Source organism: Herbaspirillum sp. WGmk3, assembly GCF_023952535.1.
In the GTDB taxonomy this organism is placed as follows: Bacteria; Pseudomonadota; Gammaproteobacteria; order Burkholderiales; family Burkholderiaceae_D; genus Herbaspirillum; species Herbaspirillum huttiense.
Window position 1 is genome coordinate 510,174 of sequence record NZ_JAKYWT010000004.1, and the last position, 26,959, is coordinate 537,132.

Sequence of the window (26,959 nt, forward strand, 5' to 3'; positions counted from 1 at the left end):
CTTGATCATGCGCTGACGACCAATCCACGAGCACCCCATCGGTGCCAGCCGCAACAGAGAGACCATGCACAAGCAAGAACCCATCACCTTCCATGTCAACGGCTGCCCGGTCACCCTGGAGGTGGCCGCCGATGCACCGCTGCTCAACGTCCTGCGCAACGACCTTTGCCTCAACGGTCCCAAGTTCGGATGCGGGCTGGGTGAATGCGGCGCCTGTACGGTGCTGGTGGATGGGGTGGCGGCGCGTTCTTGCGTGATCCCGCTGGCAGGGGTAGCCGCACGCCACGTCACCACGCTCGACGGATTGCAGCAGGACGGCCGGCTCGACCCGGTGCAGCAGGCCTTCATCGAAGAACAGGGTGCGCAATGCGGCTACTGCCTCAACGGCATGATCATGACGATCAAGGCCCTGCTGCTGCGCACGCCGGCACCGAGCGAAGAACAGATCCGCCGGGAGCTGGATTTCAACCTCTGCCGCTGCGGCACGCATGTGGAAATCATGCGCTCAGCCCTGCGCGCAGTCGAACTCCAGCGCGCCGGGGGACAATGATGGGAAGCATCGATCTGGGCACCGGTGGTGCGCCCATCCCCTCTTCCACGGCCCCGTTGCGCCATGCCCGGCTGGCCCTGCCGCCGGTACTGGGTTGGCACTCGCAGCGCTACACCGGCGCACGCCTGCAGGGGGTGGACGCCGATGCCGTGCTGAAATTGCCCGGCGTGCTTCGGGTGGTGCAGCAGCGCCACCTGGTCGCCGTCATTGCCGACAGCGATGCCCAGGCCCGCCAGGCCTGTGCGCTGCTCAAGCTGCGCTGGAGCAGCCCGGCCGCGCAGGAGCAGACGCTGCGTCCGCGCCAGAAAGCACACCTGTATCAGCGGGGCAAGGACGAATCCGCAGGCCATGACCTCACACTGGAGGCCGACTATCAATGGCAGGATGGCGAGGCGGCCATGCCGATGCAGGACATGATTGTCCTGGCAGTGCCCGGGGCAAAGGGAATTCGTATCGACCTGCCGTTCGGCAACCCTGGATTGATCGCACGGGAACTGGCTGCCCTGCTGTGCTTGCCGGTGGCAGGCGTCGAGGTGCGCAGCCACCGTGCGGCGGCCAGCGCCGGCGAATACCGCGCTGCCTCCGATGCGGCCGGCGTGGCCGCATTGCTGTGCAAGCAGTGCGGGGAGGCCATCTCGCTGGTGCTGCCCCAGGCTGACGCGCCGCCCGTGGTGACCTCGCTCCACCTGCGTGGCGAATTCGATGAGGATGGCACGCTGGGCCAGACCGCTCTGGAGATCACCCAGGACCTTGCGCCACCCCCGCTGGCCTGGCTGCTGACGGAAGCGGCGTATCCCTTGCAGGACGCCGCCGCCAACAATGGTGAGGCACTGGCCTCACCCTATGACTGGCGCACCGTCCATGTCAGCGGACCGCTGGAGACCAGCGTGCCGGTGGCGGCCGGCTGCTTCGCGCAAGAAATCTTCCTGGATGAAGTGGCGCAGCGCCTGGGACAAGATCCGGTCTCGTACCGTCTGGCGCACTTGCCCGACCCCCACGGCACGGATCTGATCCGTTCGGTGGCGCAAGGCGCAGGCTGGCAGCACGCCCGGCAACGCGCGCAGCGCCAGGACAAGCTGCTGCGCGGACGCGGCTTCGCTTATGCCAGCACGATCGAACAGCAAGCCGGCCAGCCGGTACAAAGCTGGTCGGCCTGGGTCGCTGATGTGGAATACGACCCGGCCTCGGGCGAACTGAGCGTGGCCAGGGTCACCGCCGGCCATGACGTGCGCGCACTGGGTGTGCCGGCGGCACCGGGACCTGCGCTGGAACAGGCCAGCACCGAACAGCTGGGACAGCAGGCAAGGCTGGCGCTGGCGCAGAGTCTGCATGGCGGTCACGGATTCGATGCATGGTCGCGCGAACTGAGCGCCCCGCCCGCCGCGCTAAAGGGCGCAGCGCTGCCAGTGGTCGAGCTGGTAAAGACTCCGCCGGCCTTGCAAAACATCGAACTCAATGCCGGTGCGGCCTTCACACTGCCGGCGGCGGCAGCCATCTCCAATGCCGTCTATGCCGCCACCGGCGTGCGTCTGCGGCAGGCGCCGTTTTCCGGCGAGCAGGTGCGGCTGGCGTTGAACGCATCAGCGCCGGCAACGGGCATGCAGCGCTGGCGCAAATATGGCTGGCTGGGTGCGGCAGTGGCCGCCGTGGGGACCATGCTGACCCTGACCCTGCCCTGGCGCGGCGAGATCGCGCCCATCGCGCGCCCCGATCCCGGGCTGTATTCGGCGGCCACCATCGAACGCGGGCGACGGGTGGCGCTGGCGGGCGACTGTGCGGTCTGTCACACCGCGCCGGGCGGAGTAGCCAATGCCGGCGGCCACGCTTTGCAGACGCCTTTCGGCACCATCTACAGCACCAATATCACCCCGGACGAGCACAGCGGTATCGGCAACTGGTCTTACGCGGCCTTCGAGCGTGCCATGCGCGAGGGCATCCATCGTGACGGCAGGCATCTCTATCCGGCCTTCCCCTACACTGCCTTCGCCAAGATCAGCGAGGCCGACCTGCAGTCGCTCTACGCCTACCTGATGGCACAACCGGCCGTGGCCAGCACCCCGCCAGCCAATGACTTGCGCTTCCCCTTCAACGTGCGGCCACTGCTGGCCGGATGGAATACGCTGTTCCATGATCCCCGGGAGTTCCAGCCTGATCCTGCGCGTTCGGATCTCTGGAATCGCGGCGCCTATCTGGTCCAGGGCGCAGGGCATTGCGCGGCCTGTCACTCGCCGCGCAACGCGCTGGGGGCAGAACAAGGCGGACGGCAGTACCTGGGGGGCGGCACGGTCGATGGCTGGGAGGCCCCGGCGCTGACGGCCCTGTCGAAGTCGCCCACACCGTGGACGGAGGAAGAACTGTTCGCCTATCTGCGCACCGGATTCTCCGCGCCGCACGGCATCGCTGCAGGGCCGATGGCCCCGGTGGTGGCGGAACTGGCGCAATTACCACCGGGTGACGTGCGCGCCATTGCGCATTACCTTGCCTCGTTCCAATCCGGCGTGGCAACGCGTAGCGCGACACCGGCGCCGGTCATCGCAGCGCAGGCACCGGGCCCTACCGCCCTGCAGTCACTGGCCAATGGACAGCGCCTTTTCGCCGGAGCCTGTGCGGCTTGCCACCAGGAAGGGACCGGGCCGACGCTGTTCGGGGTCAAACCCTCGCTGCGCGTGAACACCAACCTGCACAGCGACACGCCAGACAACCTGGTCCACGTGATCCTGCACGGCATCCGCGAGCCGGCCAATCCTGCCTTGGGTTACATGCCTGGCTTCGCCAACAGTTTCAGCGACGCCCAGATGGTGGACCTGCTGGCTTACCTGCGCAGCGAATTTGCCGGCGGCAAACCCGCCTGGCAGGGGGTTGAGGCCAGCATCGCGCGTTCGCGCGCCATGGCGGCGCATTGAGCGGCGGGCACCGGCGAGATCAGATCCCGCTGAACCAGTTGTAGCCCTGGTCTTCCCAATAGCCGCCCGGGTTCTGGTTGCTCACGAAGATGGCCACCACATGCTTGGGATTCTTGAAGCCCAGCTTGGTCGGCACACGTACCTTCAAGGGATAGCCGTATTGCGTGGGCAGCGCCTCCTTGCCGAAGTCCAGCGCCAGGATGGTCTGCGGATGCAGCGCCGTGGGCATGTCCAGGCTGGAGTAATAGCGGTCCGCACATTTGAAGCCCACGTATTTCGCCGTGAGATCCGCGCCGACCGCCTGCAGGAACAAGCTCAGCGGCACGCCCGACCATTGGCCGATGGCGCTCCATCCTTCGATGCAGATGTGGCGCGTGATCTGCGCCGCCTGCGGCAGTGCGCGCAGGCGCTCCAGGGTCCAGCTGCGCTTGTCGCTGACCAGGCCAGAGACTTCCAGCTTCCAGTCGCTGCCATCGATGTCGGGCGCATTGAACTCATCATAGAAAGCGTTGAAGGGAAACGGATTGGTGATCTGGCTGGCCGCATAGGTCGGTGCGAGTTTCTGGCTGCGGAACAGCAATGCCTGCACCCGGTCATTCCAGCGCGACATGGCCCACAGGACCTTGTCCACGCTGTCGTTGTCCTGCAGGTCGCAGCCCGACAGCATGGACAGCGCCCCCACCGAGAGCGCCGAGCGCAGCATGAGGCGGCGCTGCACGTTCAGCAGGGCCGGGTGATGGTCGGCCAGCAGTATCTTGCCGGCCTTCTCCGGACGTGGCGGTTTGATGTCTTCCTTGTCTTTCATGATGCATTGGCCTCGTGATCACGGCCTCCGGTGAACATCGGGATGAGGGTCTTGGGAACGATGGCCACCAGGGCCAGGTGTACCACCACGAAGGCAGCAATCCCGGCCATCGCGGCGAAATGCACCTTGCGCGCAAAGTCGAAGCCGCCGAAGAGATCGGCCAGCCAGTCCAGCTGCACCGGTTTCCACAGCGCCAGACCCGACAGCACCACCAGGATGCCCAGCAGAATCACCGCCCAGTACAGCAGCTTCTGCACCGCGTTGTAGACGCCGGGCTGATGCGGCAGACGAAAGCGCATGGCCTGCACCGCGTCGCTCACCACATCGGCCGCGCGCAGCGGCAGCAGGTGGCGGCGGAAGTGGCCGCTGAAGCTGCCATACAGCAGGTAGAACAGGCCATTGGCCACCAGCAGCCACATCGCCGCGAAGTGCCAGGCGATGGCGCCGCCCAGCCAGCCGCCCAGGGTCATCCAGGGCGCGAACTTGAAGCCGAAGATGGGCGAGGCGTTGTAGATGCCCCAGCCACTGCTGATCATGCAGGCGATGGCCACGGCATTGAGCCAGTGGGCAATGCGCACGGCCAGCGGATGAAGAACGGGTGAACGGGGCATCGTCGCACCTGCTTACATCGGCGGGGTGATGCCGTTCTTGCCGGCGCTCACGCTGTTGGCGGTCAGGCTGCCATCGGCGTTCTTGCGGGCGCGCACTACTACCTTCACGCCTGCGGTCAAGAGCGAGCGATCACCGGCTTCGATGCTGACCACGGGCACATCCTCGGGCACCACGATCTTCTTCTCGCCGCCCTTGTATTTCAGGGTGAGGGTGCGGCCCTGGCTGGCCACCACGTCACCCACGGTGCCATTGGTCATGGTGCTGTTGGGCGCCAGGTCGAACGGGCGATGGCCGTCGCCGGTACCGGCCATGGCGGGCGGGAAGACGTGCACTTCCAGCGCCTTCTGGGAACCGTCCGGCTGCGGGATGCCGGCCGCGCCGATGTAGCTGCCGGGCTTGATGTCGTTGATGTCGGCAATCGAAATGGCGGCCACGCGGGTGTCCTTGTCGAGGGCCACGTTCTGCTCGGCGCCCTTGTTGGTCTTGACCACCAGCTGATCCTTGCCGACCGAGACGATGCTGCCGCGAATGCCGACCTGCGGCGGCGTCTGCGCCATGGCCGATGAAGCGATCAACTGGCTGGCCAGCAGCGCCGGGATCAGCGCGCCACGGAGAAGACGGGGCAGAGTTGTGTTAGTCATGAGATATGGTCCTGAAAGACGATTTTTGAAGGGGGAGCCTGATTCTAGGCAAGCCGAAACGTCATTCGAATGACATTTCAATGACAAAAATGTCATTCTTCTCCTGCCTTGGCAGACCGCGCGCAAGCGCCCATAGCCCGCTCTGCGGAGCGGGCTATGGCTGACGTTCGAAGGGGGCTGGGGCGACGGCCGATAAATGACCGACGAATGACCGGCGAATGGCCAATGACTGGCCGATGAATGCGCCGGGACTCAGTTGTCCTGATGCGCCCAGTTGAAGCTCAGCGAGACGGGCTTCTCACCCACGCTGACCTTGCTGGTCTTCTTGACGCCGTTGTAGACGGCAGTGATTTCGTATTCGCCCTTGGGCAGCTTGAGGTTGGTCATGGGACCGGCGGTGGCCAGGCTGAAGACGCTCTTGCCGTGAAGGTCGGCCACGTCCAGCTTGACGTTGCTGACATAGGCGCCGTCCTTGGCTTCCGAGAACAGCAGGCGCAGGTTGTAGTCCTTGGCCGATTCACGCAGCTTGGCCTGCTCGCCGGCGCCGATGCCGCCGTTCATGTAGGCGACCGTGCCCTGCATGTCCTGGGCGTGGGTCAGGGGTGCCGCCATGCCGGCGAGGCCGAAGACGATGGCGCTGATGGCGGTGATCTTGTTGATGTCCATGATGGCTCCTTGTCGTGGTTCAGGATGAAAGCGCTGCCGCTGGTGCGGACTGCCGGGAGATCCGACGGACTAACTGTAAAACTGAAAAATTAAGGAAGACTTAATGCAGACGGCGTCGGTCGCAAAAGATTCCATCGGTTGACGCAAGCTGCGTCGGTGACGTCGCCACCGGCGCAATTTGCATCACTCCCGGTGGTGCCACCGCTTCTGCGAAAAGCAATAAAAGTCTTTTCTTTCAATGACTTGCAGACCATCGCACGCCATCAATGAGTTTGGCACACCTCTTGCCATTGATCGGTCATTGCGTCATTCCGGACGCAATCCAAGAAACCAAGAACTGGAGACTTCATGCACATCCCATCCACTGGCGGGGACGACCTCGCCCATGGCGATCGCATCAATGCGCTGGAACAGGCGCTGATGCACGGCAAGATCGATCGCCGTCATTTCATGAAACTGGCAGCGGCCCTGGGCCTGGGCACCACCGCCATCGAAAGCATCGCGCAGCAGGCCGAGGCCATCGCCACCAACCAGGCCGAACGCGCCAGCACGCTGCAAGGCCAGTACGATTACATCGTGGTCGGCGCGGGTTCCTCTGGCTGCGTGATTGCCAGCCGCCTGTCGGAAAATCCTGAGCTCAGCGTATTGCTGCTGGAGGCGGGCGGCAGCGATGATGCACCCAGCATCCTGGACCCGGGCGTCTGGTTCACCAATCTCGGGACCGAGCGCGAATGGGGCGACAAGTCGCTGCCGCAGCGCCACCTTCATCAGCGCACCCTGAGCCTGGCGATGGGCCGCGCCATCGGTGGTGGCAGCAGCATCAACGTCATGGCCTACGCCCGCGGCCACAAGAGCGACTATGACCACTGGGCGGCCGAGGCAGGAGATGCGGCCTGGAATTACGATCACGTACTGGCCATCTACAAGCGCATCGAGGACTGGCAGGGCGCCCCCGATCCAGCCTATCGCGGTCAGGGCGGCAACGTCTGGGTCCAGCCGGCCAAGGACCCCAATCCCATCGCCCCGGCCATGAAGCGCGCGGCTGCGGCCATCGGCATCCCCTCCTTCGAGGATCACAACGGCGTCATGATGGAAGGCCCCGGCGGATGCGCCATCGCCAACACCTCCATCAAGGATGGCCGTCGCCGCAACATGGCTTCGCATTACCTGCACCCGGTCATGCAGCGCAAGAATCTCACCGTACTGACCCGGGCCGAAGTGCAGCGCCTGACGCTGTCGGGCAAGCGTGCCACGGGTGTGGAGTTGAACTGGCAGGGCCGGCAGCGTCGCATCGGTGCCCGCCGCGAAGTGATCCTCTCGGCCGGTGCGCTGAACTCGCCCAAGCTGCTGATGCTCTCCGGCATCGGGGACGAAACCATGCTGCGACGGGCCGGCGTACCGGTGCGCCATGCTCTTGCTGGCGTCGGTCGCAATTTCATGGATCACATCCTGCTCGGCGGCTGCCTGTGGGAATACAACACGCCCGAGGCACCCCGCAACAATCTGGCCGAATGTACCTTCTTCTGGAAGAGTGACAGCAAGCTGGCCTCGCCCGACCTGCAGCCGTTCCAGATCGAGATACCGTTCACTTCCGAGGCGACGGCCAAGCAGTATCAGGTACCGCAGGCCGCATGGTCGATCGCGCCGGGCCTGGTACAACCCAAGAGCCGCGGTCATCTGGAACTGCAATCGGCGGATCCGCGTGACCGTCTCAAGATCCACGCCAACTTCCTCTCCGATCCGGCTGACGTCAAGGCGCTGGTGCGCGCCGTCGAGCTGTGCCGCGAGATCGGCAACCAGGCCGAGTTGCGCGCCTATGCCAAGCGCGAGGTGATGCCGGGCCCGCTCTCTCCCAAACAGATGGAGAGCTTCGTGCGCGACGCCGCCCTCACCTACTGGCACGAGACCGGCACCTGCAAGATGGGACGCGACCAGATGGCCGTGGTCGACAGCCAGTTGCGCGTCTACGGCATCGACGGCCTGCGCGTGGCGGATGGCTCCATCATGCCGCGCGTGACCACCGGCAACACCATGGCCCCCTGCATGATCATCGGCGAACGGATGGCCGAGATCCTCAAGCAAGCCTGATCTACTGACCTTCACAGACACAAAGGACATCATGCATACCCTCTTTGACAGCGACCAGCACTGGCACGGCAAGATCTGGTCCGATGGCTGGACCAGCGCCGCCGGCGGCCACGCCGACGTGATCGAACCGGCCAACGGAGCAGCGCTGGCCGCCACCGGCATCGGCAATGCCGACGACATCGACCGCGCCGTCACCAGCGCGGCGACGGCCCAACCGGCCTGGGCCGCCATCACTTTCAGCGAACGTGCACGCATCCTGCGCGAAGCGGCGCGACTCATGCAACTGCATGCCGAAGAATTCAATCGCTGGAACGTGCGCGAATGCGGTTCCACCACCGCCAAGGCCCAATGGGAACTGGCGCAATGCTGCGAACAACTGCACATGGCGGCTGCACTGCCGATGCAGCCCGACGGCTTGCTGTTCCCCTCGTCCCTGCCCGGTCGCAGCAACCAGTGGCGGCAGATTCCCATCGGAGTGGTCGGCGTGATTTCCCCATGGAATTTCCCGCTGCTGCTGTCACTGCGTTCAGTGGCACCGGCGCTGGCGCTGGGCAATGCGGTTGTACTCAAGCCTGACACCCAGAGCGCAGTCTGTGGCGGCCTGTTGCTGGCGCGCCTGTTCGAGCTCGCCGGCCTGCCACAAGGCGTACTGCACGTGATTCCCGGTGGGCCGGCAGCGGGACAGGCGCTGGTGGCCCATGCGCAGGTCGGCATGATCGCATTCACCGGCTCGACCGCAGTGGGCCGCGCCATCGGCCAGCACTGCGGACAATCGCTCAAGAAGGTGGCTCTGGAACTGGGCGGCAACAATGCGCAAGTGGTACTGGCCGATGCCGATCTGGATGCCGCCGCCTCCAACGGCGCCTGGGCCTCCTTCCTGCATCAGGGACAGATCTGCATGCAGGCCGGCCGCCATCTGGTGCATCGCTCGGTGGCGGCGCTCTATGCCGAAAAACTGGCGGCCCGCGCCAAGGCACTGCATGTGGGCGACCCGTACCGGGGGCAGGTTCATCTGGGCCCGCTGATCAATGCGCGCCAGCGTGACCGCCTGCACGGACTGGTCACGCAGAGTATCGCAGCGGGCGCCACCCTGCTCGCGGGCGGCCACTACGATGAGCTGTTCTATGCGCCCACCGTGCTGGCCGGCGTCACACCCGAGATGCCGGTGTATCACGAGGAATTGTTCGGCCCCGTGGCGCCGATTACCGTCTTCGACGACGAACGCCAGGCCATCGCGCTGGTCAATGGCAGCCCCTATGGCCTGGCTGCCGCCGTGCACAGCCGTGACGTGGCACGCGCCACGGCACTGGGCCGCCAGCTGCGCTGCGGCATGGTGCACATCAATGATCAGACGGTGAACAACGAATTTCAGGTGCCCTTCGGCGGCATGGGAGATTCCGGCAATGCCAGCCGCTTCGGTGGCCCGGCCAGCGTGCATGAATTCACCCAAAGCCAGTGGATCAGCATCATGGACCAGCCGATTCAGTATCCCTTCTGAATACCACGCATGCACGAGTGCAGCACCCCATCACAACGATAACCAGGAGACCATTCCATGCAAGCCCCGCACCATCGCGTCCGCCCGCTGCGGCGCGCCCTGCTGGCCGCCGCCAGCGCCTTGACCTTCTCGGCCGGCAGCGCCGCGGCCGCTGAAATCGCCACCGATCCGGGCGACTATGCGGCTCTACCCGCCGGCGCCAACCTGGCCCTGCTGTACGGGCAGCACACCGAGCGCAATGCCAACTATGCGAACGGCAACCGCACGGCAGGCGACTTCAGGCTGGTGACTGACATCGGCCTGGCACGTTTCGTCCACTTCATGCAAGTGGGCGATTACACCATCGATCCGCAAATCATCATCCCCTTCGGCAAGGTCGATCTGCAGACCGCCTTCGGGCCGCTCAAGCCGGTCTCGGCCAGCGGTGTAGGCGATCCGCTGGTGGGCGGGACCCTGTGGTTGCTGAACCAGCAGCAGCAACAGCGCTGGCTGGGCGTATCGGCCTTCGTCGCAGTACCGGCGGGCAATTACGATGGCAGCAAGGGACCGGTCAACGTGGGCGAAAACCGTTGGAAAGGGATCTTCCAATTGGGCTACGTCACGGCCTTGCCGGCCAATTTCATGCTGGATGTGATCGGTGAATATGCCGTCTATGGCGACAACACCAACTTCCTCGGACTCAAGCGCGAACAGGACGCTTCCTATGGCCTGCAAACGCACCTGCGCTACATGTTCTCGCCGACGACGTCACTGGCACTGTCGTGGTACCAGGATTTCGGCGGGGCGACCAAGCTCAATGGCGTCGCGCAAAATGACCGCATGAACAATGGACGCCTGCAAGCGGGCTTCTCCACGTTCGTCGCCCCGACGGTACAACTGATGGTGCAGTATGGGCAGTCCATCAAGGTGGAGAACGGTGCCAAGGAATCCAATCGCATCAACCTGCGCATCGCCAAAGTGTTCTGAAGCCTGAAGCCGTACGCGCTGATCGTCGCCTTGCGCGATCAGCGCGATTTCTTCATCCAGCGATGCAACGTGGAGCGATTCACGCCCAGGCGCTGGGCCGCTGCCGACACATTGCCTTGCACCTCCTCCAGGGTCGCGGCCAGCAAGGCTTGATGATGCTGGCGCAAGGAAACGCCCGCTTGCTGATTCATCGCGGCGGGCGGGGCGAACTCGGCGCAGGGCTGGCGCAGCTCTGCCGGCAGATGCTGCCGACCTATCAGCTCACCCGGCTCGGCGATCACCCGTGCCAGCCGCAAGGCGGCACGCAACTGGCGGCAGTTGCCCGGCCAGGGCAATTGCAGCAGGTGTTGCAGGCAATCCGCTTCCAGTTGCGCTTCATGCAGTCCTTCGTCGGCCAGCAGGACCGTCAGCAAGCGATGCAACTGCGCGCGTTGACGCAAGGGTGGCAAGGGCAAGCGCAGTCCATCCAGGCGGAACAGCAGGTCGGCCCGAAAACGCCCTTGCGCCACCCACTGATCCAGTGGCTGGTGCGTGGCACTAAGCAATTGAAACTCCAGCTTGCGGCTGCCGGTGCCGCCCAGGCGCGTGACCTCGCGCGTCTCCAGCACGCGCAGCAGGCGCGTCTGCAATTCCAGCGGCATGTCGCCGATCTCGTCCAGGAACAGCGTGCCACCATCGGCCTGTTCCAGCTTGCCCTTGGCCCCGCCGCGTCGCGCCCCGGTAAAGGCACCGTCGGTGTGACCGAACAGTTCGCCCTCGATCAGCTCGCGCGGAATGGCGCCGCAATTGATCGCCACGAAGGGCCCCCCCCGCAGGCGGCTGCTTCGATGCAAAGCCTGAGCCGCGACCTCCTTGCCACTGCCCGATTCACCGAGGATCAGTACCGGCAGTCCGGCATCGAGCGCGCGCACTGCCCGTGGCAGGGCACGCGCCACCTCTTCATCCCCGAATTCGGGGAGCGCGGCAGCAGGGGCCAGCGCCACCGATGGACGTGCAGGCTGCAACGCGGCCGGGCGCGCCGGCTGCGGTGTATCCAGCGGTGCCATGGTCAGCGTGAGCCCGGAGCGCAAACGCCATGGCAGCAGCGGCTGATGGCCGAGGCGATCCACCAGTTCCGAAAAGCGGCCTTGGAACACATCATCGTGATGCAATCCCCTTATTTCGCTGCGCAAGTCCAGCAGGCGGCGCGCCGCCTGGTTGGCGGCCACGACTTCGCCATCTGCGCCAAAGGCCATCATGGCATTGCCCAGCCCGCCCAACGCGCCGTGGTACCAGCACATCCGCACCCGCAGTCGCGCCGGTACTGCGCGCAGCAGCGTGGCTTCGATGACGCTGGCGCTGTCCTGCATCAGCGAGAGCACACCGAACTGGGGCAAGGGCGTATCGCGCGTGACATCGATGGTGCCACGCAGTTCGCCCTGCACGCCGTAGATGGGTGCGGCGGCGCACTGGAAGCTGCCATGCTGGGCAAAGAAATGTTCTTGTCCGAACACGCCGATGGCCTGTCCCTCGGCCATGGCGGTACTCATGGCGCTGGTGCCGATGCGTGCCTCGGCCAGGTTCACACCCGGGCGCAACGCACGCCGGATCAATTCGCCACAGTGTTGCAGCGGGCCGTGCACGGCCACCGCATGGCCGTCGGCATCGGTCAGCAACAAACCGTAAGCCCCCTCGCCCAGTACACGTGCCAGCCGTTCGAATTCAGGGCGAGCCGCCTCGATCAGGTCATGGCTGCGTTCAAGCAAGGACGACACCACGCTGGGCTGGACCGGATCGAAGCTGACCGCCTCGCCAGTCCGGTAGCCAACGCCCTGGCAGCGCTGCCACGAGCGCAGCACGGCATCGGGCACCAGACCGCTGGGCAGCGTGCCTTCCTCGAAGAACAGGCGGCGTGCGGTGCGGATGCGTTCAGACTCGGCCAGTGCAGCCGAAGGCAGATGGGCGAACTCGGTCATGGTATCTCCAGGGGATGGGATGCAGCGCTACCAATCAAGCCTGCGGGACCGCCTGCAATCCGGCGCTCGGCAGCAAACCCTGCGTTTGCAATGCCAATGCGGCAGCCACGTCGGATTGACGCGCCAGTGCCTCATTGATGCCCCCCACGATAGCCACGCGCTTGCGCGCGCCGTCGATGACTTCGCTCATGGCCTCATGCGCCAGGCCGGCACTGGCGCGGCCCAGTGTGGCCAGCGTTGCGGCGCGCTCGGCCTCACGCAGGGCAGCGCCGGAGGACTGGCTCAGCGAGCTGGCAATCTTGCCGATCTCCTTGCTGGACTGGCCAACCCGACCCGCCAGGCGTTTGACCTCGGCGGCCACCACCGCAAAGCCGCGCCCGCTCTCGCCGGCGCGCGCCGCTTCGATGGCCGCGTTCAGGGCCAGCAGATTGGTCTGGCTGGCGATCTCGTGGATGGTATCGACGATGCCGCCGATGGTGGCTGCCTGCCCGGCCAGCGAGCGATAGGTCGACAGCGATGTTTCGATGTAGCTGCTGATGGCAGCCACTGATCGCACGGTCTGCTCGACTGCGGCCACCGCGCGATCGACGCTGCCCCCCGACTGCTTGGCCACTACACCGGCACGCGCCATGTCGGCGATGGTGCGGTCGAGCAGACTGCTCAGATCCTGCACCAGCCCGTGGAGCACTTGCAAGGCTTGCGGCGTCACAGGATACGCGTACCGTACTGCGGACAAGGGGGCGGCCGGTTCACTTGTGGCCAGTTCGGTATTGGCCAGCAGAACCTGTTCCGGCACCTGGATCGTTACCGATGGTCGCCGCGTGCCGATCAAGGCGATGGCCGCCATGGCCAGTGGCAACAAAGCTGCCAGCACTTCTTCAGCCACACCGCGCGCGGTATTGAACAGGCTCCAGCTGGCCGCTGCCGTGACCACGACCGACAAGGCCACGCAGGCCCATTTGACAAGATGCATCCGCATGTTGATCTCCTCTGTTGCTCATTTGCATGCGTGCGCATGCATTTATTGTTTTGATTCCGTGATTTGCGCCGGGACGCTTCAAGGCGTGCCAAGCACTTCCGGCGGTGCAGCGCGCAGGCCACTTTCCAGCTGCTGCAAACGCCGCGCGTGCTCGTCGACAAGAGCCCGCTGCACGGACACCGCATCAGACAGTGCCGCCAACCGGGCAGTACAGTGCCCGGCCACTTCATCGGCCAGTTGCTCCAAGGCCGCCAGTACACTTTGACTCAGCGCTTCGTACAGTTTCTCGTAGGACGGCGGCAAATCGTCGGCAATGCGTTCATAGCCGCTGCCCGCAGGCAGGACCAGCGCCACCGGGGCCGGTGCGGACAGCACATGGCTGTCCAGTACGGCGCGCGCGTGGCGCTCGAAGGCGTGCATCAATGATGCTTGCAGGCTGGCCAGTACAGCGGCCACATCGTCCGTGCCGGCGTGCTGCTCCAGCAAGGCCGGCAGGCCCGGCATCACCTCGCGCCAGGCCAGTTGCACGACGCGTGTGCGACTGGCGGGCAGTGCTTGCAGTTCGCTCTGCACCAACTGCTGCAAGCCCCGCAGCGCGGGCAGGGTCTGCCCTTGCAGAGGGGCCAGTACCGCTTCCTGCAGATGGTGCAGCAGCACTTCGGCCGGCTTGCGGTCGCGATAGGCCAGGGCCGGTGCCAGCAGGTCCGACAGTGCGGCATACAGGCGCTCGAAACCGGCACCGCGCATCGCTTCGGCATCCGCACCGGCCGTGCGGGCCACATAGGCGGACACCGACACGGGAGCCTTCAGCTGATGCAGCGCCACACCCAGCGATTGCAACTTGTCGGCGGCGCGGGCACGGACGTCGGCTTCCTGGTCGGCGCGGTTGGCATCGGATTTGTTGCGCAGGCATTTGACGATCTGGCCATCCACCTCATCCTCATCGATGACGTCGCTGCGCGTCAGCACCGGCAGCAGCGGCTTGCCACGGCGCAGTTCGCGCGCCAGTTCATCGAGCTCCTGCACCTGTCCCGGCGAAGTCGAACTGGTCAGCCACAGCACCGCATCGGCGCTGTCGAGGAAACGCTGCGTGAGCGCCGCATTCTCGCCGGTGGCCGAATGCAGGCCGGGAGTGTCCAGCAGCACCAGCCCGTCGCCCAAGCAGACGCCCTGCAGGCGCGCCGTGGTTTCGGTAGCGCCTTCATGGAAAGGATCTTCACTCTCCATCAGCGCCCCGTCCTGCAGATGGAAATACTGCACCGCCTGCTGGCGCTCGCGGAAGCGTTGCGCGAGAAAGTTGCATAGCGAGCTTTTACCGGCATTGAACTTGCCGAACACCAGCAGCATGAGCTTGCCCTCGAAACGCTGGGCCAGCGCACGGGCGGGAGCGAGGGCAATCCATTGCTCCTCGCGGCAGCGCGCCTGGTGGATCCGCTCTTCGTGCAAGGCGGCCATACGGCGCGCCATGGGGCTGGCCGACTGCAGGCCGCTGGCCGGCAGCGGGGCAGCTTCAAAGGCCTGCGCCAGCGCCACGAGCCAATCACGCAATGCAGACAGCACCGGCTGCAGGTCGGCCTCGCCCTGGCCGGTGCGGCCGATGGACTCGATGAAACGCTGTTCTTCATGGCTCATGCGCCCTCTCCTTCGCGCAGCCGCGCCAGTGCCTGCTGCGCGCGTTCATGCGCGTGCAGTTCGGCCTGGCCGATGGCGATCTGCTGTTGCAGCGCCTGACGGTCTTCCGACAGTTCGTAGTAGTGCAGGAAGGCCTCTTTCAATTGCGCCTGCCCCGCCGGTTCACAGAAGCGGCGGCGCAGGTCGGCGCGGTATTTGATGGAGATGCCCAGCACGGCCACCATCACCGTATCGAGGCTGGCCACCGAGGTCTGCTGGCTGGCCGGCAAGCCTTCCACACCATGCTGGATCAGGTGCGCACGAATGGCGATGCAGGCGCGGGAATAAGCGACGTGAATGCGCGCCCGCTCGCGCTTGCCGGCGGTGAGCTTGAATTCGTCGGCGGCGGTATCGGGTACCAGCGCGGGATCGTCCCCCTGAAACTCGACGACCGGCAGCAGATCCTGATGGACTTTTTCCAGCACGGCCTGCAACCCTTGCTCGAAATCCTGGCGTTGCTGCTGCTGGCGCTGGCGCAGCGTTTGCAGCCCGCTCTCCAGCGCAGCTTGTTGCTGCCGTACCTGCTGGCCGATCTCGGTGAAGAGCAGATGGCGTTCATGTCGGCGCGCGCCCGGCACCTGCTCCACCACGTCACGCAGCAAGGCCTGCAGCGCCGGAATGCCGCTACGCTGCAGCAGCAGCGACTTGCCTCCTTCCACGCCACTGCGGTGTCGCGTCGACGACACCGGATACAGCGTGAGCCCCGGTGCCTGGGCAGAGATGGCGGCGCTGACCTTGGCCAGTTGCTCGTCATCGCTCATCTGGTCCACCTGCGTGAGCACGAACAGCGTCTGCCGCCGCGTGCGCTGCTGGTCTTCGCGCAGGGCCTGCAGCAGATGGCGTTCGACCGCATCCAGTTCGCCTTCCTTGGCCGCATGCACGAACAGGCGCACATCGGCCTGCAGCCAGGTGGCTTCCTGGGCATGGCTGTCATCCTGCAGGGCGACGTCGGCATCCAGCCCGGGCGCATCCAGCCAGCGCAGTTCGGCGTGATGGTGTTCGGACAGCGTGACCGTCTCGCGCCGGTCGGCCACCGCAAACACGTCGCGCCCCATCAGTTCGTTGAGCAGGCGGCTCTTGCCGTGGTTGTACTTGCCGACCACCGTCACGGTCGGCGCGGCCTGCACTTGTGCCAGCACGCGCAAGCGTGCCAGGTCATGCGCGCGGCCCGGCACCACGGCCAGGACTTCGCTGGCGAGCGGGTCGAAGGAATCATGCTGAGGGGTCATTGGGGGGTCTCCATGTTTTTCATTTTTTCTGGGCGGGACGGCCGATCAGCCAGTGCGCGGCCATGCCGATGACCACGCCCCAGAAGGCCGCGCCCAGTCCGAACAGGGTCATGCCGGACGCAGTAGCGAGGAAGGTGATGACGGCAGGCTCGGCATGGCTGCCGTCCTCGCTCATCAGGCGGATGTTGGACACGATGGCACCGATCAGTGCCAGCCCGGCCAGGGCCGCGATCAGTTCCTTGGGAAAGGCGGCAAACAGCGTCACGATGGACGCCGCAAAGGTGCCGCCGATGAGATAGAACACGCCATTGGCAATACCGGCGATATAGCGCCGGCCCGGTTCCGGATGCGCATCCTTGCCGGTGCAGAGCGCGGCCGTGATGGCCGCCAGCACGATGGTGATGCCGCCGAAGCAGGCCGTCAGCAGCGAGGCCAGCGCAGTACCGGTGACCACGGCGCGCGTGGGCGGATGGTAGCCCGCCAGCTGCAGCACCGCCATGCCCGGCAGGAACTGGCCGGTCAGGCTCACCAATACCAGCGGCACCGTCAGGCTGAAGAACATGCCAATGCTGAAGTGCGGGGCAATGAAGACCGGCTGCGCCAACTCCAGGTGGAGGGCTCCCAGTTCGGTGCGGCCGCCGGCAAAGGCCACTGCGAAACCGGTCAGTGCCACCACCACGATGCCGTAGCGCGGCCACCAGCGGCGTCCTGCGAGATAGGCGGCCAGCATGGCAAACACCATCAGCGGCGCACCCACGCTGGAGCGAAAGGCCTGCACCCCGAACTGAAACAGGATGCCGGCCATCATGCCGGCCGCAATGCCCTTGGGGATGAAGGCGAGAATTTTTTCAAAGCAGCCGGTCACGCCGATGACGATCAGGATCAAGGCCGCCATGAGGTAGGCCCCCACCACTTCCGGCATGCCCACTCCGGGAAAGAGGCTCAACAGCAGCGCCGTCCCCGGTGCTGACCAGGCCGTGATGATGGGCATCCGGAACCACCAGCTCAGCAGCAGGCCGCTCACGCCCGCACCCATGGAGATGCCCCACACCCAGGACACCAGTTGTGATTGCGGCACCTGGCCCGCATGGGCCGCCTGCACGAAAATCACCAGCGGACCGGCATAAGAAATCAGGACTGCCAGAAAACCCGCCACCCACGCAGTGAGCGAGCCTTGTCGTTGAACCATCGAAGCTTCCTTGCGAAATGCAACTACACGAACGCACGAAAGGTCCGGCACCCGTGGATCGCTCCGCCAGGTGCCGGACCGGCTTGACCGGCTACGATCTTAAACGCTGCGCGAGATCGGCGTGGCGGTCACGGTCGACGCAGTCTCCGCTGCCACGGCACGCTGGCCATGACGATAGCGCAGCAGGAAGATACCGATGGCCAATGCAGCGACCAGTCCCGGCACGGCGAACACCAGGAAATTCATCTTCAGCGGCAGCGCGGCCGCCATCAACGCACCGCCCAGCAAGGGACCGACGATGGCGCCCGAGCGGCCCACACCGGAAGCCCAGCCGAGACCCGTGGAGCGGATCGCCAGCGGATAGAACTGGGCCGTATTGGCATACAGCAGGATCTGCGTGCCGATGGTCGTGGCACCGGCCACGATGATGAGCAGGTACAGCACCGGGGTCGGGCTGTTGAAGCCGAGCAGCGCAATGGCCACCGTGCCGACCGCGAAGAAACTCACCACCACCTTGGGCAAGGTAAAGCGGTCTCCCAGCCAGCCGCCGCCGATGGCGCCGACCACGCCGCCGAAGTTGAGCGCCAGCAGGAAGGACAGCGACGACCCCAGGCTGTAACCGGCGCTGGCCATCAGCTTGGGCAGCCACGAACCCAGCGCATAGACCATCAGCAGGCAGCAGAAGAAGGCGATCCAGATCATCAGCGTGCCGAGGGTGCGCTCCTGCTTGAACAAGTCCAGCATCGGCGCGCCAGAGCCCTTGGCATCACTCTGCACCAGCTGCACATCGGCACCCAGCACCGCTTGCGGAGCGACCTGCGCCAGCATGGCACGGGCCTGCTCCTGCTTGCCCGCACGCAGCAGGAAGCCGACCGATTCCGGCAGCTTCCACAGGATCACCGGCAGCAGCACCAGCGGTACGGCCGCGGCAAAGAACATCGATTGCCAGCCGAAGTTGGGCAGCATCCAGATGCCCAGGCCCGCGCACAGCACGCCGCCCAGCGAGTAGCCGCTGAACATGATGGCCACCAAGGTACTGCGCAGGCGCTTGGGCGCGTATTCATTCATCAGCGCCACGGCATTGGGCATCAGGCCGCCGCAACCGAGGCCGGCCATGAAGCGATAGATGCCGAATTCCGTGGGCGAAGTGGAAAAGCCGCTCAGGAAAGTGGAGACGCTGAAGAGCACGAAGCTGATCGCCACGCCCTTCTTGCGGCCGATGCGGTCGGCCAGCGGGCCAAAGACGAAGGCACCGAACATCATGCCGAACAGCGCATAGCTGCCCAGCGCGCCAGCCTGCACCGGCGACAGGGACCACTCCTTCATCAGCACCGGCAGCACGGCACCGTAGATGAACAGGTCATAACCGTCGAACACCAGCAGCAATGCGCACAGGCACATCACCATCCAGTGGAATTGCGTGAAACGCGCGCCATCGATGATCTGGCTCACTTCCTGGGTCTTCATGGGTCTCCTCCGTTGTCGTTTGTCTTGCGGGATTGGCGTTGTTTTGTGTTCTTGTGTTTGTTATGCCCGGCGTTTTTCTTGCAGTAATCCAGTGCGAATCAGGCCTGTCCCTTCTTGCGCAGATGCGCCACCGCCTTGATCTCGATGATGTAGCCCGGCGCACCGCCGAGCATGTGCGCGCCAATCGCCGTCCAGGCTGGTAGCGGATAGGCGTTCAGGTAGCGGTTGCGCACCTTGATGAACAAGGGCAAATCGCGCATGTCGGTATGGAAGGTGGAGAGATCGACGATGTCGTCCAGGGTACCGCCAGCCTTCTCCAGCACCCGCTTGAGGTTCTCGAAGGCCTGCACGATCTGGGCTTCGCGCGGCTCCACCAGTTGCATGTCGGGACCGCGCCCGATCTGGCCGGAGACGTAGAGAACATCGCCGACCAATACGCCGGGGGCATAACCGATTTTTTCGTAGACGTCTTCCATTCCCTCGGGAATGATGGCCTGGCGTTCAGACATGGTGTCTCCGTTCAATGAAGTTGATTGAGAGGCCTCAGCCATTGTCGCCACCGGCGACCGGCAATACGGCCCCGGTGATGTAGCTGGCCTCGTCGGAAGCCATGAAGAGGATGGGTGCGATCTGCTCTTCCAGCGTGGCATAGCGTTTGAAGAAAGTGGAGCTGGTCACCTGCTGCACGGCCTCCTGCATCCACGCCTGCTCCTGCGCGCTGTCGCCTTGCGCATTGCGCGGCACGCGGCGCGGTGGTGCCTGGGTGCCGCCGGGGGCGGTGGCCACCACGCGGATGCCCTGCTCGCCGTATTCCATGGCCAGTGCCAAGGTCATGGCATTGACGCCGCCCTTGGCTGCCGAATACGGCACCCGGCGGATGCCGCGCGTAGCGTTGGAGGAAACGTTGACGATGGTGCCCCGGCCCGCGCGCAGCATGTGCGGCAGCACCGTGTGGCAGCCGTAGAGCGTGGGCATGAGCGAGCGGCGGATTTCGGCATCGATCTGATCGGCTTCGAATTCGGCGAAGGGGCGCATGCGGATGGCACCGCCCACGCCGTTGACCAGCAGGTCGATGCGGCCATGCAGTTCGATGGCGCGGGCCATGGCGGCCTGCGCGCCGTCATGGGTTTCGAGGTCGGCGACGAAGCCGGTGGCCCGTCCTTCGGGCGCTTCCATCGCCACTTCATGGATGAAGCCGGCGCGGTCCACCATCAGCACCTGGCCACCTTCAGCCGCGATGCCCAGCGCCACGCCGCGCAGGATGCCCTGGGCGGCGCCGGTGACCACGGCCACCTTGCCGGCGAAGCGTGCGCGGGGGAGCGCTGCGCTCATGCCGCCACCGCCACCGGCTGGCTGGTGACGAACTTCTCGTAATGGAAACTGGCCGGGGCGATGCCCTGTGCCTGGAAGTGCTTCTGCACCGCCTCCACCATCGGCGGCGGACCGCACAGGTAGACATCGACTGCGCCATCGTGCAGCACCTCGGCCGGCATGTGCTGGGTCACGTACCCCTGACGAGGATGGCTCGTTGCGGCATCGGCTACACAGGTGGTGAAGCTGAAGCCGGGCAAGCGTTTCGCCAGGTCTTCAAGGCGATCCACCAGTACCAGGTCCTGGTCGCGGGTGACGCCATAGATCAAGTGCACCGGCTGCTGCACACCCTGCTGCACCATCTCCTCCAACATCGCCAGGAACGGCGCCAGCCCGGTACCACCGGCCAGCATCAGCACGGGCTTGTCGACCGGGCGCAGGTAGAAGCTGCCCAGCGGACCGGTCATCTCCAGCGCATCGCCAGTACCGACCTTGCTGAGCCAGCCACTCATCAGGCCACCCGGCACGTTCTTGATGAGGAAGCTCATGCGCGTGTCCCCCGAGGGCGAGCTGAACGAATACGAACGATGCTGGCCGCTGCCCGGCACGGCGATGTTGACGTATTGGCCCGGCAGGAAAGCCGGTGCATCGGCCGCCACCTCCAACACCAGTTCAAAGGCCGCCTCACCGAAGGCGGTGACCTCGGCTACCTTGCCGCCGAACTTCGCGCTGCCGGTCTTGCAGGCGGTAGAGGCCACCGGTACGGCGACCACGCAATCGGATTGCGGGATCATCTGGCAGGTCAGCACCAGGCCTTGTTCCGCTTCATCGCTGCTGAGCGCATCGTCGATATAGTCGTCGCCCAGGTCGTACTGCCCGCTTTCGGCGCGGCACTTGCAGGTGCCGCATACGCCGTCGGAGCAATCCATGGGCAGGTTGATACGTTGGCGGAACGCCGCGTCCAGGACTTTTTCCTTGGGACCGCACTGGATGATGCGGGTCACCCCGTCTTCGAAATTGAGGGCGATGCGATAGCTGCTCATGTCATGTCTCCTGCGGGCTGGTCAGACGTGATAGACGTCGATGACCTGGCGGATGTAGTCGTTCTTCAGGGCGATCTTCTTGCGGGCGATCTGGAAGCCGCCTTCGGTCTTGCGCAAGCTGACCAGGGTGGTACCGAAGAACTGGTCGGTGATCTTGTAGCGGTGCGACAGCGTATGGAAGTTGTAGCGCACCTCCACCACATCGTCGTGCTCGTCCAGGATCTCCACGTTGGCGATCATGTGGCTGGTGCGCGGCTCCGGCATGGAGGCGCTGGAGCGCTCGGTCTTGATGCGGAACACGCGGTCTTCCAGTCCATCGCGGTTGGCGTAGTAGATCAGCGAGATCTCGCGCTGCGGGTCTTCGGTAAGCTGGTCGTCATCGTCCCAGGCCGGCATCCAGTATTCGACGTCCGGGGCGTAAAGTTCGAGCCAGGATTCCCACTGGCGTTCGTCGAGATAACGCGCCTCGCGATAGAGGAAGGCGCAGACTGCATCTAGTTGGGCAGGTTGGCTCATGCTTGTGCTCCTTGCTCTGCGGCCGCACGTTCCTTGCTGACGGCCTTGCGCATCTGCTCGGTCCAGTAGTGGTGCTGGCAGACGAAGAGACCTTCGTCCTCGCTGCGTTCACCGCTCAGTTTGGGGTTCATGCCCATCTTCTTCGCATTCTCGTCCGGGCCCTGCTTCCACAGCGGCGCGCCCCGACTCATGTCGTTCCAGCGCACGGCCGATCCGGCGTAGCCGGCCTGGCAGGCGCGGAATTCTTCCAGGTCATCGGCGGTACCCATGCCGGAGACATTGAAGAAATCCTCATACTGGCGAATCCGCACGCGGCGGTCTTCGGCGCTCTCGCCCTTGGGGCCGAAGCAGAAGATGCTGATCTCGGTCTGGTTCACGCTGATGGGACGGGCCACGCGGATCTGCGTGCCGAACTGGTCCATCAGGAACACGTTGGGATACAGGCACAGGTTGCGGGTCTGGGCCACGATGGTATCGGCGCGTGCCTGGCCGACACGGGCGGCCAGTTCTTCGCGCTGGTTCCAGATCGGGCGCACTTCCGGATTGAGCGTATTGGTCCACAGGAGGATGTGGCCGTTCTCGAAACCGTAGACGCCGGCCACGGCCTTGCTCCAGTTGTTGGCATCGGTGGCCTTGGTGCCGCCTTCCTTGCGGCGGCTCATGGTGGCCGCGTAGTTCCAGTGCACCGAGCTGACATGGTAACCGTCGCAACCATTTTCCATCTGCATCTTCCAGTTGCCGTCATACAGGTAGCTGGAGTTGCCGCGCAGGACTTCCAGGCCATTGGGCGCCTGGTCGACGATCTGGTCGATGATGACGCGGGTCTCGCCCAGATACTCTTCCAGCGGCAGCACGTCTTCCGAGAGGCTGCCGAAGAGGAAGCCGCGATAGTTCTGGAAACGCGCCACGCGGGTCAGGTCATGCGAGCCGTTCTTGTTGAAGGAGACCGGATATTCGGTGGTCTTCTCGTCCTTGACCTTCAACAGCTTGCCGCTGTTGGAGAAAGTCCAGCCGTGGAACGGGCAAGTAAAACTGCTCTTGTTGCCGTGCTTGCGACGGCACAGCATGGCCCCCTTGTGGGCGCAGGCATTGATGACCGCGTGCAGCTCGCCGTTCTTGTCGCGGGTGACCACCACCGGCTGGCGGCCGATCCAGGTGCTGTAGTAATCGTTGATCTCGGGGACCTGGCTCTCGTGAGCGAGGTAGACCCAGTTCGATTCGAACAGGTGCTTCATCTCCAGCTCGAACAGGTCGGCATTGGTGAAGATGTCGCGGCGGCAGCGGAAGATGCCGTTGGTGGCATCTTCATCCAGGGCGGTGTCGAGCAGGCGCTCGACCTCTTCATACTTGTCGGCGGCAAGGGTGGTCATGTCTTTTCTCCAGGGTGCAGCCCGCCTGTCGCGATGGGAAACCATCGCGGCAAGGCAGTCGGCGGGGATGAGGCTGGCCTGCGCCAGCGGCTGGCGCAGGACGATCAGGCGATCAGGCGGCCAGGCGCGGACGGTCCACGACCTGGTTGTCGGCACCGTTGACCAGCGAGGTCAGGTTGATGTCGAAGACGATCTCGGCGAACGGGCCTTCCAGTCCCTCGGCCTTGATGCTGGCCGCATCGGTACGCTCGACCAGCGGCGGCACCAGGCCTTCGCGGGTGGCGTAGGCGAAGTCGTCATAGATCAGCGGATCGCCTTCGATGTTGATCTGCGTGGTCAGCTTGCGATGGCCATCGGCGGTGACGAAGAAGTGGATGTGTGCCGGACGGTTGCCGTGGCGGCCCAGCTGGTTCAGCAGGCCCTGGGTCGGGCCGGCCGGCGGACAGCCGTAGGCGGCCGGCATGATGCTGCGGAATTTGTAGCGGCCCTGGGCATCGGTGATGATGGTACGGCGCATGTTGAAGGGCTTCTGTTCACCGGTCGGGTCGAAGTGCGAATAGAAACCCTTGGTGTTGGCATGCCAGACTTCGACCTGCGCGCCCGCCATGGGCTTGCCATCCGAGCCATAGACAGTGCCGTGCATGATGATGGTCTGGCCGTTCTTGTCGCTGCCATCGTCCAGGCGCGCGAAGCCCTGCTCCACCGGCGCACCGGCCACGTACAGCGGACCTTCGATGGTGCGCGGGGTGCCGCCGGTGATGCCCAGTGCGGCGTCTTCGGCATCCATGCGCATGTCCAGGAAGCGATCCAGGCCCAGGCCCGGCGAGAGCAGGCCGGCTTCGCTGGCAGCGCCCAGGCGATTGACGTAGGCCACGCCGGCCCAGTATTCGTCGGAGGTGATCTCCAGGTCTTCGATGGTCTTGAACAGGTCGGACAGGATGCGATGCACGATCTGCTTGGTGCGCGGGCTGCCGCCTTCGGTGTCGAGGCCGCTGGCCAGGCGCAGGAAGTCCTGGACTTCGGGGGTGCTGAAAATCTTGGCTGCCATGTTGAGTCTCCTTTTGGATTTGTTGATTGGGGAAGTGCGTTTTCTTGTTTTATCCGGCCAGTGTGGCCGGCCTCGCTGCTGTCACTGTCGCCCCTTGCTTGCGGTCGCGCCGGAAGTATTGCACACGCTCTTCATCCAGCACGATGCCCAGTCCGGGGCGGTTCGGTATGGCCAACTGGAAATCCTGGTACTGCAGTGGCTCGGCCAGGATTTCCTCGGTCAGCAGCAGCGGACCGAACAACTCAGTCCCCCACTGCAATTCACGGAAGGTGGCGAAGGCATGGGCCGAGGCGATGGTGCCGATGGCGCCTTCGAGCATGGTGCCGCCGTACAGCTCGATGCCGGCCGCATCGCCGATGGCGGCCACCTGCTGGGCGGCGCGCAGGCCACCCGATTGTTCGATCTTGATCGCAAACACATCCGCACCGCCGATGCGCGCCAGCGCAAAGGCCGAGGCCGGACCGGTCAGCGATTCATCGGCCATGATGGCGATGGCGTGCTTGCCCTTCAAGCGGGCCAGCGCCGGGGCCGAGGCCACCGGCTGCTCCACCAGTTCGCAGCCGGCATCGACCAGGCCGGCCAGGCCGCGCTGGGCTTCCAGTTCGCTCCAGGCCATGTTCACATCCACCCGCACCGAGCCGCGGTCACCGAGGGCCTTCTTGATGGCGGCCACGTGGGCGACGTCGGCCTCGACTTCGCGGCGGCCGATCTTGAGCTTGAAGATCTTGTGGCGGCGCGCGGCCAGCATGCGCTCGGCTTCGTCGATGTCCTTGGCGGTGTCGCCGGAGGCCAGGGTCCAGGCGATCGGCAGGCTTTCGCGGGCGCGGCCGCCGAGCAACTGCGAGACCGGCAGGCCGGTGCGCTGGCCCAGGGCATCGAAGAGCGCCGTCTCGATGGCGCACTTGGCGAAACGGTTGTCCTGGATGGCCTTGCTCAGGCGCGCCATGATGGCCGGGATCAGGCTGGCATCGGCGCCCAGCAGCAGCGGCGCGAAGTAGGTATCGATGGCCAGCTTCATGCCCTCGGGCGATTCGGCGCCGTAGGCCAGGCCACCGATGGTGGTGCCCTCGCCCACGCCGACCGTGCCGTCGGAGCAGTACAGGCGCACCAGCATCAGGGTCTGCCCGTTCATCGTCGCCATCGACAATTGATGGGGACGGATGGTCGGCAGATCGACCAGGAAGGTCTCGACCCGGTCGATCAGGGCCGGGGCCGCAGCGTGAAGGTGTTGTGGGGTATCCATGGACTGCATTGAACACCCGGAAGCCCTGCCATTGCCAACACCAAATTCGTCTAGTTTCATACCTTTTTTATATAGTTTATAAAGGCTCCTATAAAAATCAAAGGATTAGACATCATTAGTTTCTGTGAGATATGATTTTCGGCCATGGACATCAGACAACTGAAATACTTCGTGGCCGTGGCCAATACGCGCAACTTCACGCGCGCCTCGGAACAGCTGCACATTGCGCAGCCGCCACTGTCGCGCCAGATCCAGCTGCTGGAAGAAGAACTGGGCGTGCAGCTGATCCTGCGCAACAGCCGACCGCTGCGCCTGACCGAAGCCGGCCGGGTGTTCTACGAGCAGGCGCTGCAGATCCTCAACCGGCTGGAGCAGTTGAAGAACGCCACCCAGCAGATCGGCCTGAACCAGCGCCAGACGCTGTCCATCGGCTTCGTCGCCTCCACGCTCTATGGCGGCCTGCCGGTGCTGGTGCGCAAGCTGCGCCAGCATTATCCGGAGGTGGACATCCAGTTGCTGGAGCTGACCTCGATGCAGCAGTTCGCCGCCCTCAAGTCGGGGCGCATCGATGTCGGTTTCGGGCGCATCCGCAGCAATGATGCGACGGTGGCGCGCATCGTCCTGCGCGAAGAAAAACTGGTGCTGGCCATCCCTCCCTCTTTCCCGCTGGCCGCCAGCCATCAGCGCGTGAGCCTCAAGGAAGTGCATGGACAGAAGCTGATCGTCTATCCCAAGGAGCCGCGCCCCAGTTTCGCCGACCACATCCTGAGCCTGCTCAACGACCAGGACATCCACCCGGCTGAAGTGCACGAGGTGCGCGAGATCCAGACCGCGCTGGGCCTGGTGGCGGCCGAATCCGGACTGTGCCTGATCCCGGCCTCGGCGCGGCTGCGCAATGACCTGCATTACCGGCTCATCGACGATCCGCGCGCGACCTCCCCCATCATCCTCACGCATCGCATCAACGACAATGCCTGGTACATCGAGGCCATCAAGCAACTGGTGGCCGACATGTATGCCGAACGCCCGGCCTGGCTGGACATCGAGACCAGCTCCTTCCCGGCGACCGGTTTTCCGAATCCCGAACGGCGCGAGTGAGAGGCCATCACGATGCGCCCCCAGCGCTCATCCTGCGCGTAGTTGACGCGCAGCAAACCGTCTGCCCAAGTTGACAGTTGCCCGCACGGACGCCTACACTCGTTTGTGCGA

At 64.8% G+C, this 26,959-nt stretch carries 23 protein-coding genes; 6 read left to right on the forward strand and 17 right to left on the reverse strand.

Features of this window, described 5'->3' with window-relative positions; all coding sequences use genetic code 11:
* Positions 1–64 precede the first annotated feature (64 nt).
* Together MKD49_RS17935 and MKD49_RS17940 are read left to right on the forward strand one after the other, a co-directional pair.
* A complete protein-coding gene (locus MKD49_RS17935; RefSeq protein WP_252696973.1) occupies positions 65–550 on the forward strand; it encodes a (2Fe-2S)-binding protein in 486 nt (161 codons plus the stop codon).
* Complete coding sequence (locus MKD49_RS17940) at positions 550–3,453, forward strand: c-type cytochrome (protein WP_252696974.1); 2,904 nt, start codon at positions 550–552, stop codon at positions 3,451–3,453. The genes MKD49_RS17935 and MKD49_RS17940 overlap by 1 nt, the downstream gene beginning before the upstream one ends.
* Positions 3,454–3,472: 19 nt before the next feature.
* On the opposite strand, the gene MKD49_RS17945 is transcribed toward MKD49_RS17940, so the two are convergent.
* The 4 genes from MKD49_RS17945 to MKD49_RS17960 all read right to left on the reverse strand — a co-directional run bounded on the left by MKD49_RS17945 (position 3,473) and on the right by MKD49_RS17960 (position 6,177).
* Positions 3,473–4,258, reverse strand: coding sequence for a molybdopterin-dependent oxidoreductase (locus tag MKD49_RS17945; RefSeq protein WP_252696975.1), 786 nt, complete (start codon positions 4,256–4,258; stop codon positions 3,473–3,475).
* Positions 4,255–4,869, reverse strand: coding sequence for a cytochrome b/b6 domain-containing protein (locus tag MKD49_RS17950; protein ID WP_252696976.1), 615 nt, complete (start codon positions 4,867–4,869; stop codon positions 4,255–4,257). The genes MKD49_RS17945 and MKD49_RS17950 overlap by 4 nt, the downstream gene beginning before the upstream one ends.
* Before the next feature lie 12 nt (positions 4,870–4,881).
* Positions 4,882–5,511: a DUF5666 domain-containing protein gene (locus tag MKD49_RS17955; protein WP_252696977.1), complete on the reverse strand. Its 630-nt coding sequence runs from the start codon at positions 5,509–5,511 to the stop codon at positions 4,882–4,884.
* Between the two features lie 252 nt (positions 5,512–5,763).
* Positions 5,764–6,177, reverse strand: a complete 414-nt coding sequence (locus MKD49_RS17960) for a hypothetical protein (RefSeq protein ID WP_121038053.1) — start codon at positions 6,175–6,177, stop codon at positions 5,764–5,766.
* A gap of 348 nt (positions 6,178–6,525) precedes the next feature.
* On the opposite strand from MKD49_RS17960, the gene MKD49_RS17965 reads away from it, so the two are divergent.
* From MKD49_RS17965 to MKD49_RS17975, 3 genes are read left to right on the forward strand one after another with little or no spacing between them, the layout of a single operon-like run.
* Positions 6,526–8,265 carry a GMC family oxidoreductase gene (locus MKD49_RS17965; RefSeq protein WP_252696978.1) on the forward strand — a complete coding sequence of 580 codons (1,740 nt, stop codon included), beginning with the start codon at positions 6,526–6,528 and terminating at the stop codon, positions 8,263–8,265.
* 31 nt (positions 8,266–8,296) lie between these two features.
* A complete protein-coding gene (locus MKD49_RS17970; RefSeq protein ID WP_252696979.1) occupies positions 8,297–9,763 on the forward strand; it encodes a benzaldehyde dehydrogenase in 1,467 nt (488 codons plus the stop codon).
* A gap of 57 nt (positions 9,764–9,820) precedes the next feature.
* The gene (locus tag MKD49_RS17975) at positions 9,821–10,729 is read left to right on the forward strand and encodes a transporter (protein WP_252696980.1); all 909 of its coding nucleotides are present in this window, start codon (positions 9,821–9,823) and stop codon (positions 10,727–10,729) included.
* A gap of 38 nt (positions 10,730–10,767) precedes the next feature.
* On the opposite strand, the gene MKD49_RS17980 is transcribed toward MKD49_RS17975, so the two are convergent.
* From MKD49_RS17980 to MKD49_RS18040, 13 genes are all read right to left on the reverse strand, one after another.
* Complete coding sequence (locus MKD49_RS17980) at positions 10,768–12,684, reverse strand: sigma-54-dependent Fis family transcriptional regulator (RefSeq protein ID WP_252696981.1); 1,917 nt, start codon at positions 12,682–12,684, stop codon at positions 10,768–10,770.
* Positions 12,685–12,718: 34 nt separating this feature from the next.
* On the reverse strand, positions 12,719–13,663 hold the full coding sequence (locus MKD49_RS17985; protein WP_252696982.1) for a methyl-accepting chemotaxis protein: 945 nt from the start codon (positions 13,661–13,663) through the stop codon (positions 12,719–12,721).
* 78 nt (positions 13,664–13,741) lie between these two features.
* Positions 13,742–15,295: a dynamin family protein gene (locus MKD49_RS17990; RefSeq protein ID WP_252696983.1), complete on the reverse strand. Its 1,554-nt coding sequence runs from the start codon at positions 15,293–15,295 to the stop codon at positions 13,742–13,744.
* The gene (locus MKD49_RS17995) at positions 15,292–16,563 is read right to left on the reverse strand and encodes a GTPase (RefSeq protein WP_252696984.1); all 1,272 of its coding nucleotides are present in this window, start codon (positions 16,561–16,563) and stop codon (positions 15,292–15,294) included. Before MKD49_RS17995 ends, MKD49_RS17990 begins: the two co-directional genes overlap by 4 nt.
* A 19-nt stretch (positions 16,564–16,582) precedes the next feature.
* Complete coding sequence (locus MKD49_RS18000) at positions 16,583–17,803, reverse strand: benzoate/H(+) symporter BenE family transporter (protein ID WP_371925484.1); 1,221 nt, start codon at positions 17,801–17,803, stop codon at positions 16,583–16,585.
* A gap of 48 nt (positions 17,804–17,851) precedes the next feature.
* Positions 17,852–19,219, reverse strand: a complete 1,368-nt coding sequence (locus MKD49_RS18005) for an MFS transporter (RefSeq protein WP_252696986.1) — start codon at positions 19,217–19,219, stop codon at positions 17,852–17,854.
* 98 nt (positions 19,220–19,317) lie between these two features.
* Complete coding sequence (locus tag MKD49_RS18010; RefSeq protein ID WP_039788846.1) at positions 19,318–19,728, reverse strand: RidA family protein; 411 nt, start codon at positions 19,726–19,728, stop codon at positions 19,318–19,320.
* A gap of 34 nt (positions 19,729–19,762) precedes the next feature.
* Positions 19,763–20,551, reverse strand: a complete 789-nt coding sequence (gene benD, locus MKD49_RS18015; protein WP_252696987.1) for a benzoate diol dehydrogenase BenD — start codon at positions 20,549–20,551, stop codon at positions 19,763–19,765.
* Positions 20,548–21,573: a benzoate 1,2-dioxygenase electron transfer component BenC gene (gene benC / locus MKD49_RS18020; protein ID WP_252696988.1), complete on the reverse strand. Its 1,026-nt coding sequence runs from the start codon at positions 21,571–21,573 to the stop codon at positions 20,548–20,550. The genes benD and benC overlap by 4 nt, the downstream gene beginning before the upstream one ends.
* 21 nt (positions 21,574–21,594) lie before the next feature.
* Positions 21,595–22,089 (reverse strand): benzoate 1,2-dioxygenase small subunit, encoded by a 495-nt coding sequence (gene benB / locus MKD49_RS18025; protein WP_252696989.1) that lies wholly within the window; start codon positions 22,087–22,089, stop codon positions 21,595–21,597.
* Complete coding sequence (locus tag MKD49_RS18030) at positions 22,086–23,459, reverse strand: Rieske 2Fe-2S domain-containing protein (protein ID WP_204725079.1); 1,374 nt, start codon at positions 23,457–23,459, stop codon at positions 22,086–22,088. The genes benB and MKD49_RS18030 overlap by 4 nt, the downstream gene beginning before the upstream one ends.
* A 112-nt stretch (positions 23,460–23,571) precedes the next feature.
* Positions 23,572–24,507, reverse strand: coding sequence for a catechol 1,2-dioxygenase (gene catA / locus MKD49_RS18035; RefSeq protein ID WP_121038026.1), 936 nt, complete (start codon positions 24,505–24,507; stop codon positions 23,572–23,574).
* A gap of 49 nt (positions 24,508–24,556) precedes the next feature.
* On the reverse strand, positions 24,557–25,750 hold the full coding sequence (locus MKD49_RS18040) for a muconate/chloromuconate family cycloisomerase (protein WP_252696990.1): 1,194 nt from the start codon (positions 25,748–25,750) through the stop codon (positions 24,557–24,559).
* 144 nt (positions 25,751–25,894) lie between these two features.
* Between MKD49_RS18040 and MKD49_RS18045 the strand changes: the two genes are divergently transcribed.
* Entirely contained in the window at positions 25,895–26,848 is a 954-nt protein-coding gene (locus MKD49_RS18045; RefSeq protein WP_039788858.1) for a LysR family transcriptional regulator, read from the forward strand.
* The last annotated feature ends 111 nt before the right edge of the window (positions 26,849–26,959 follow it).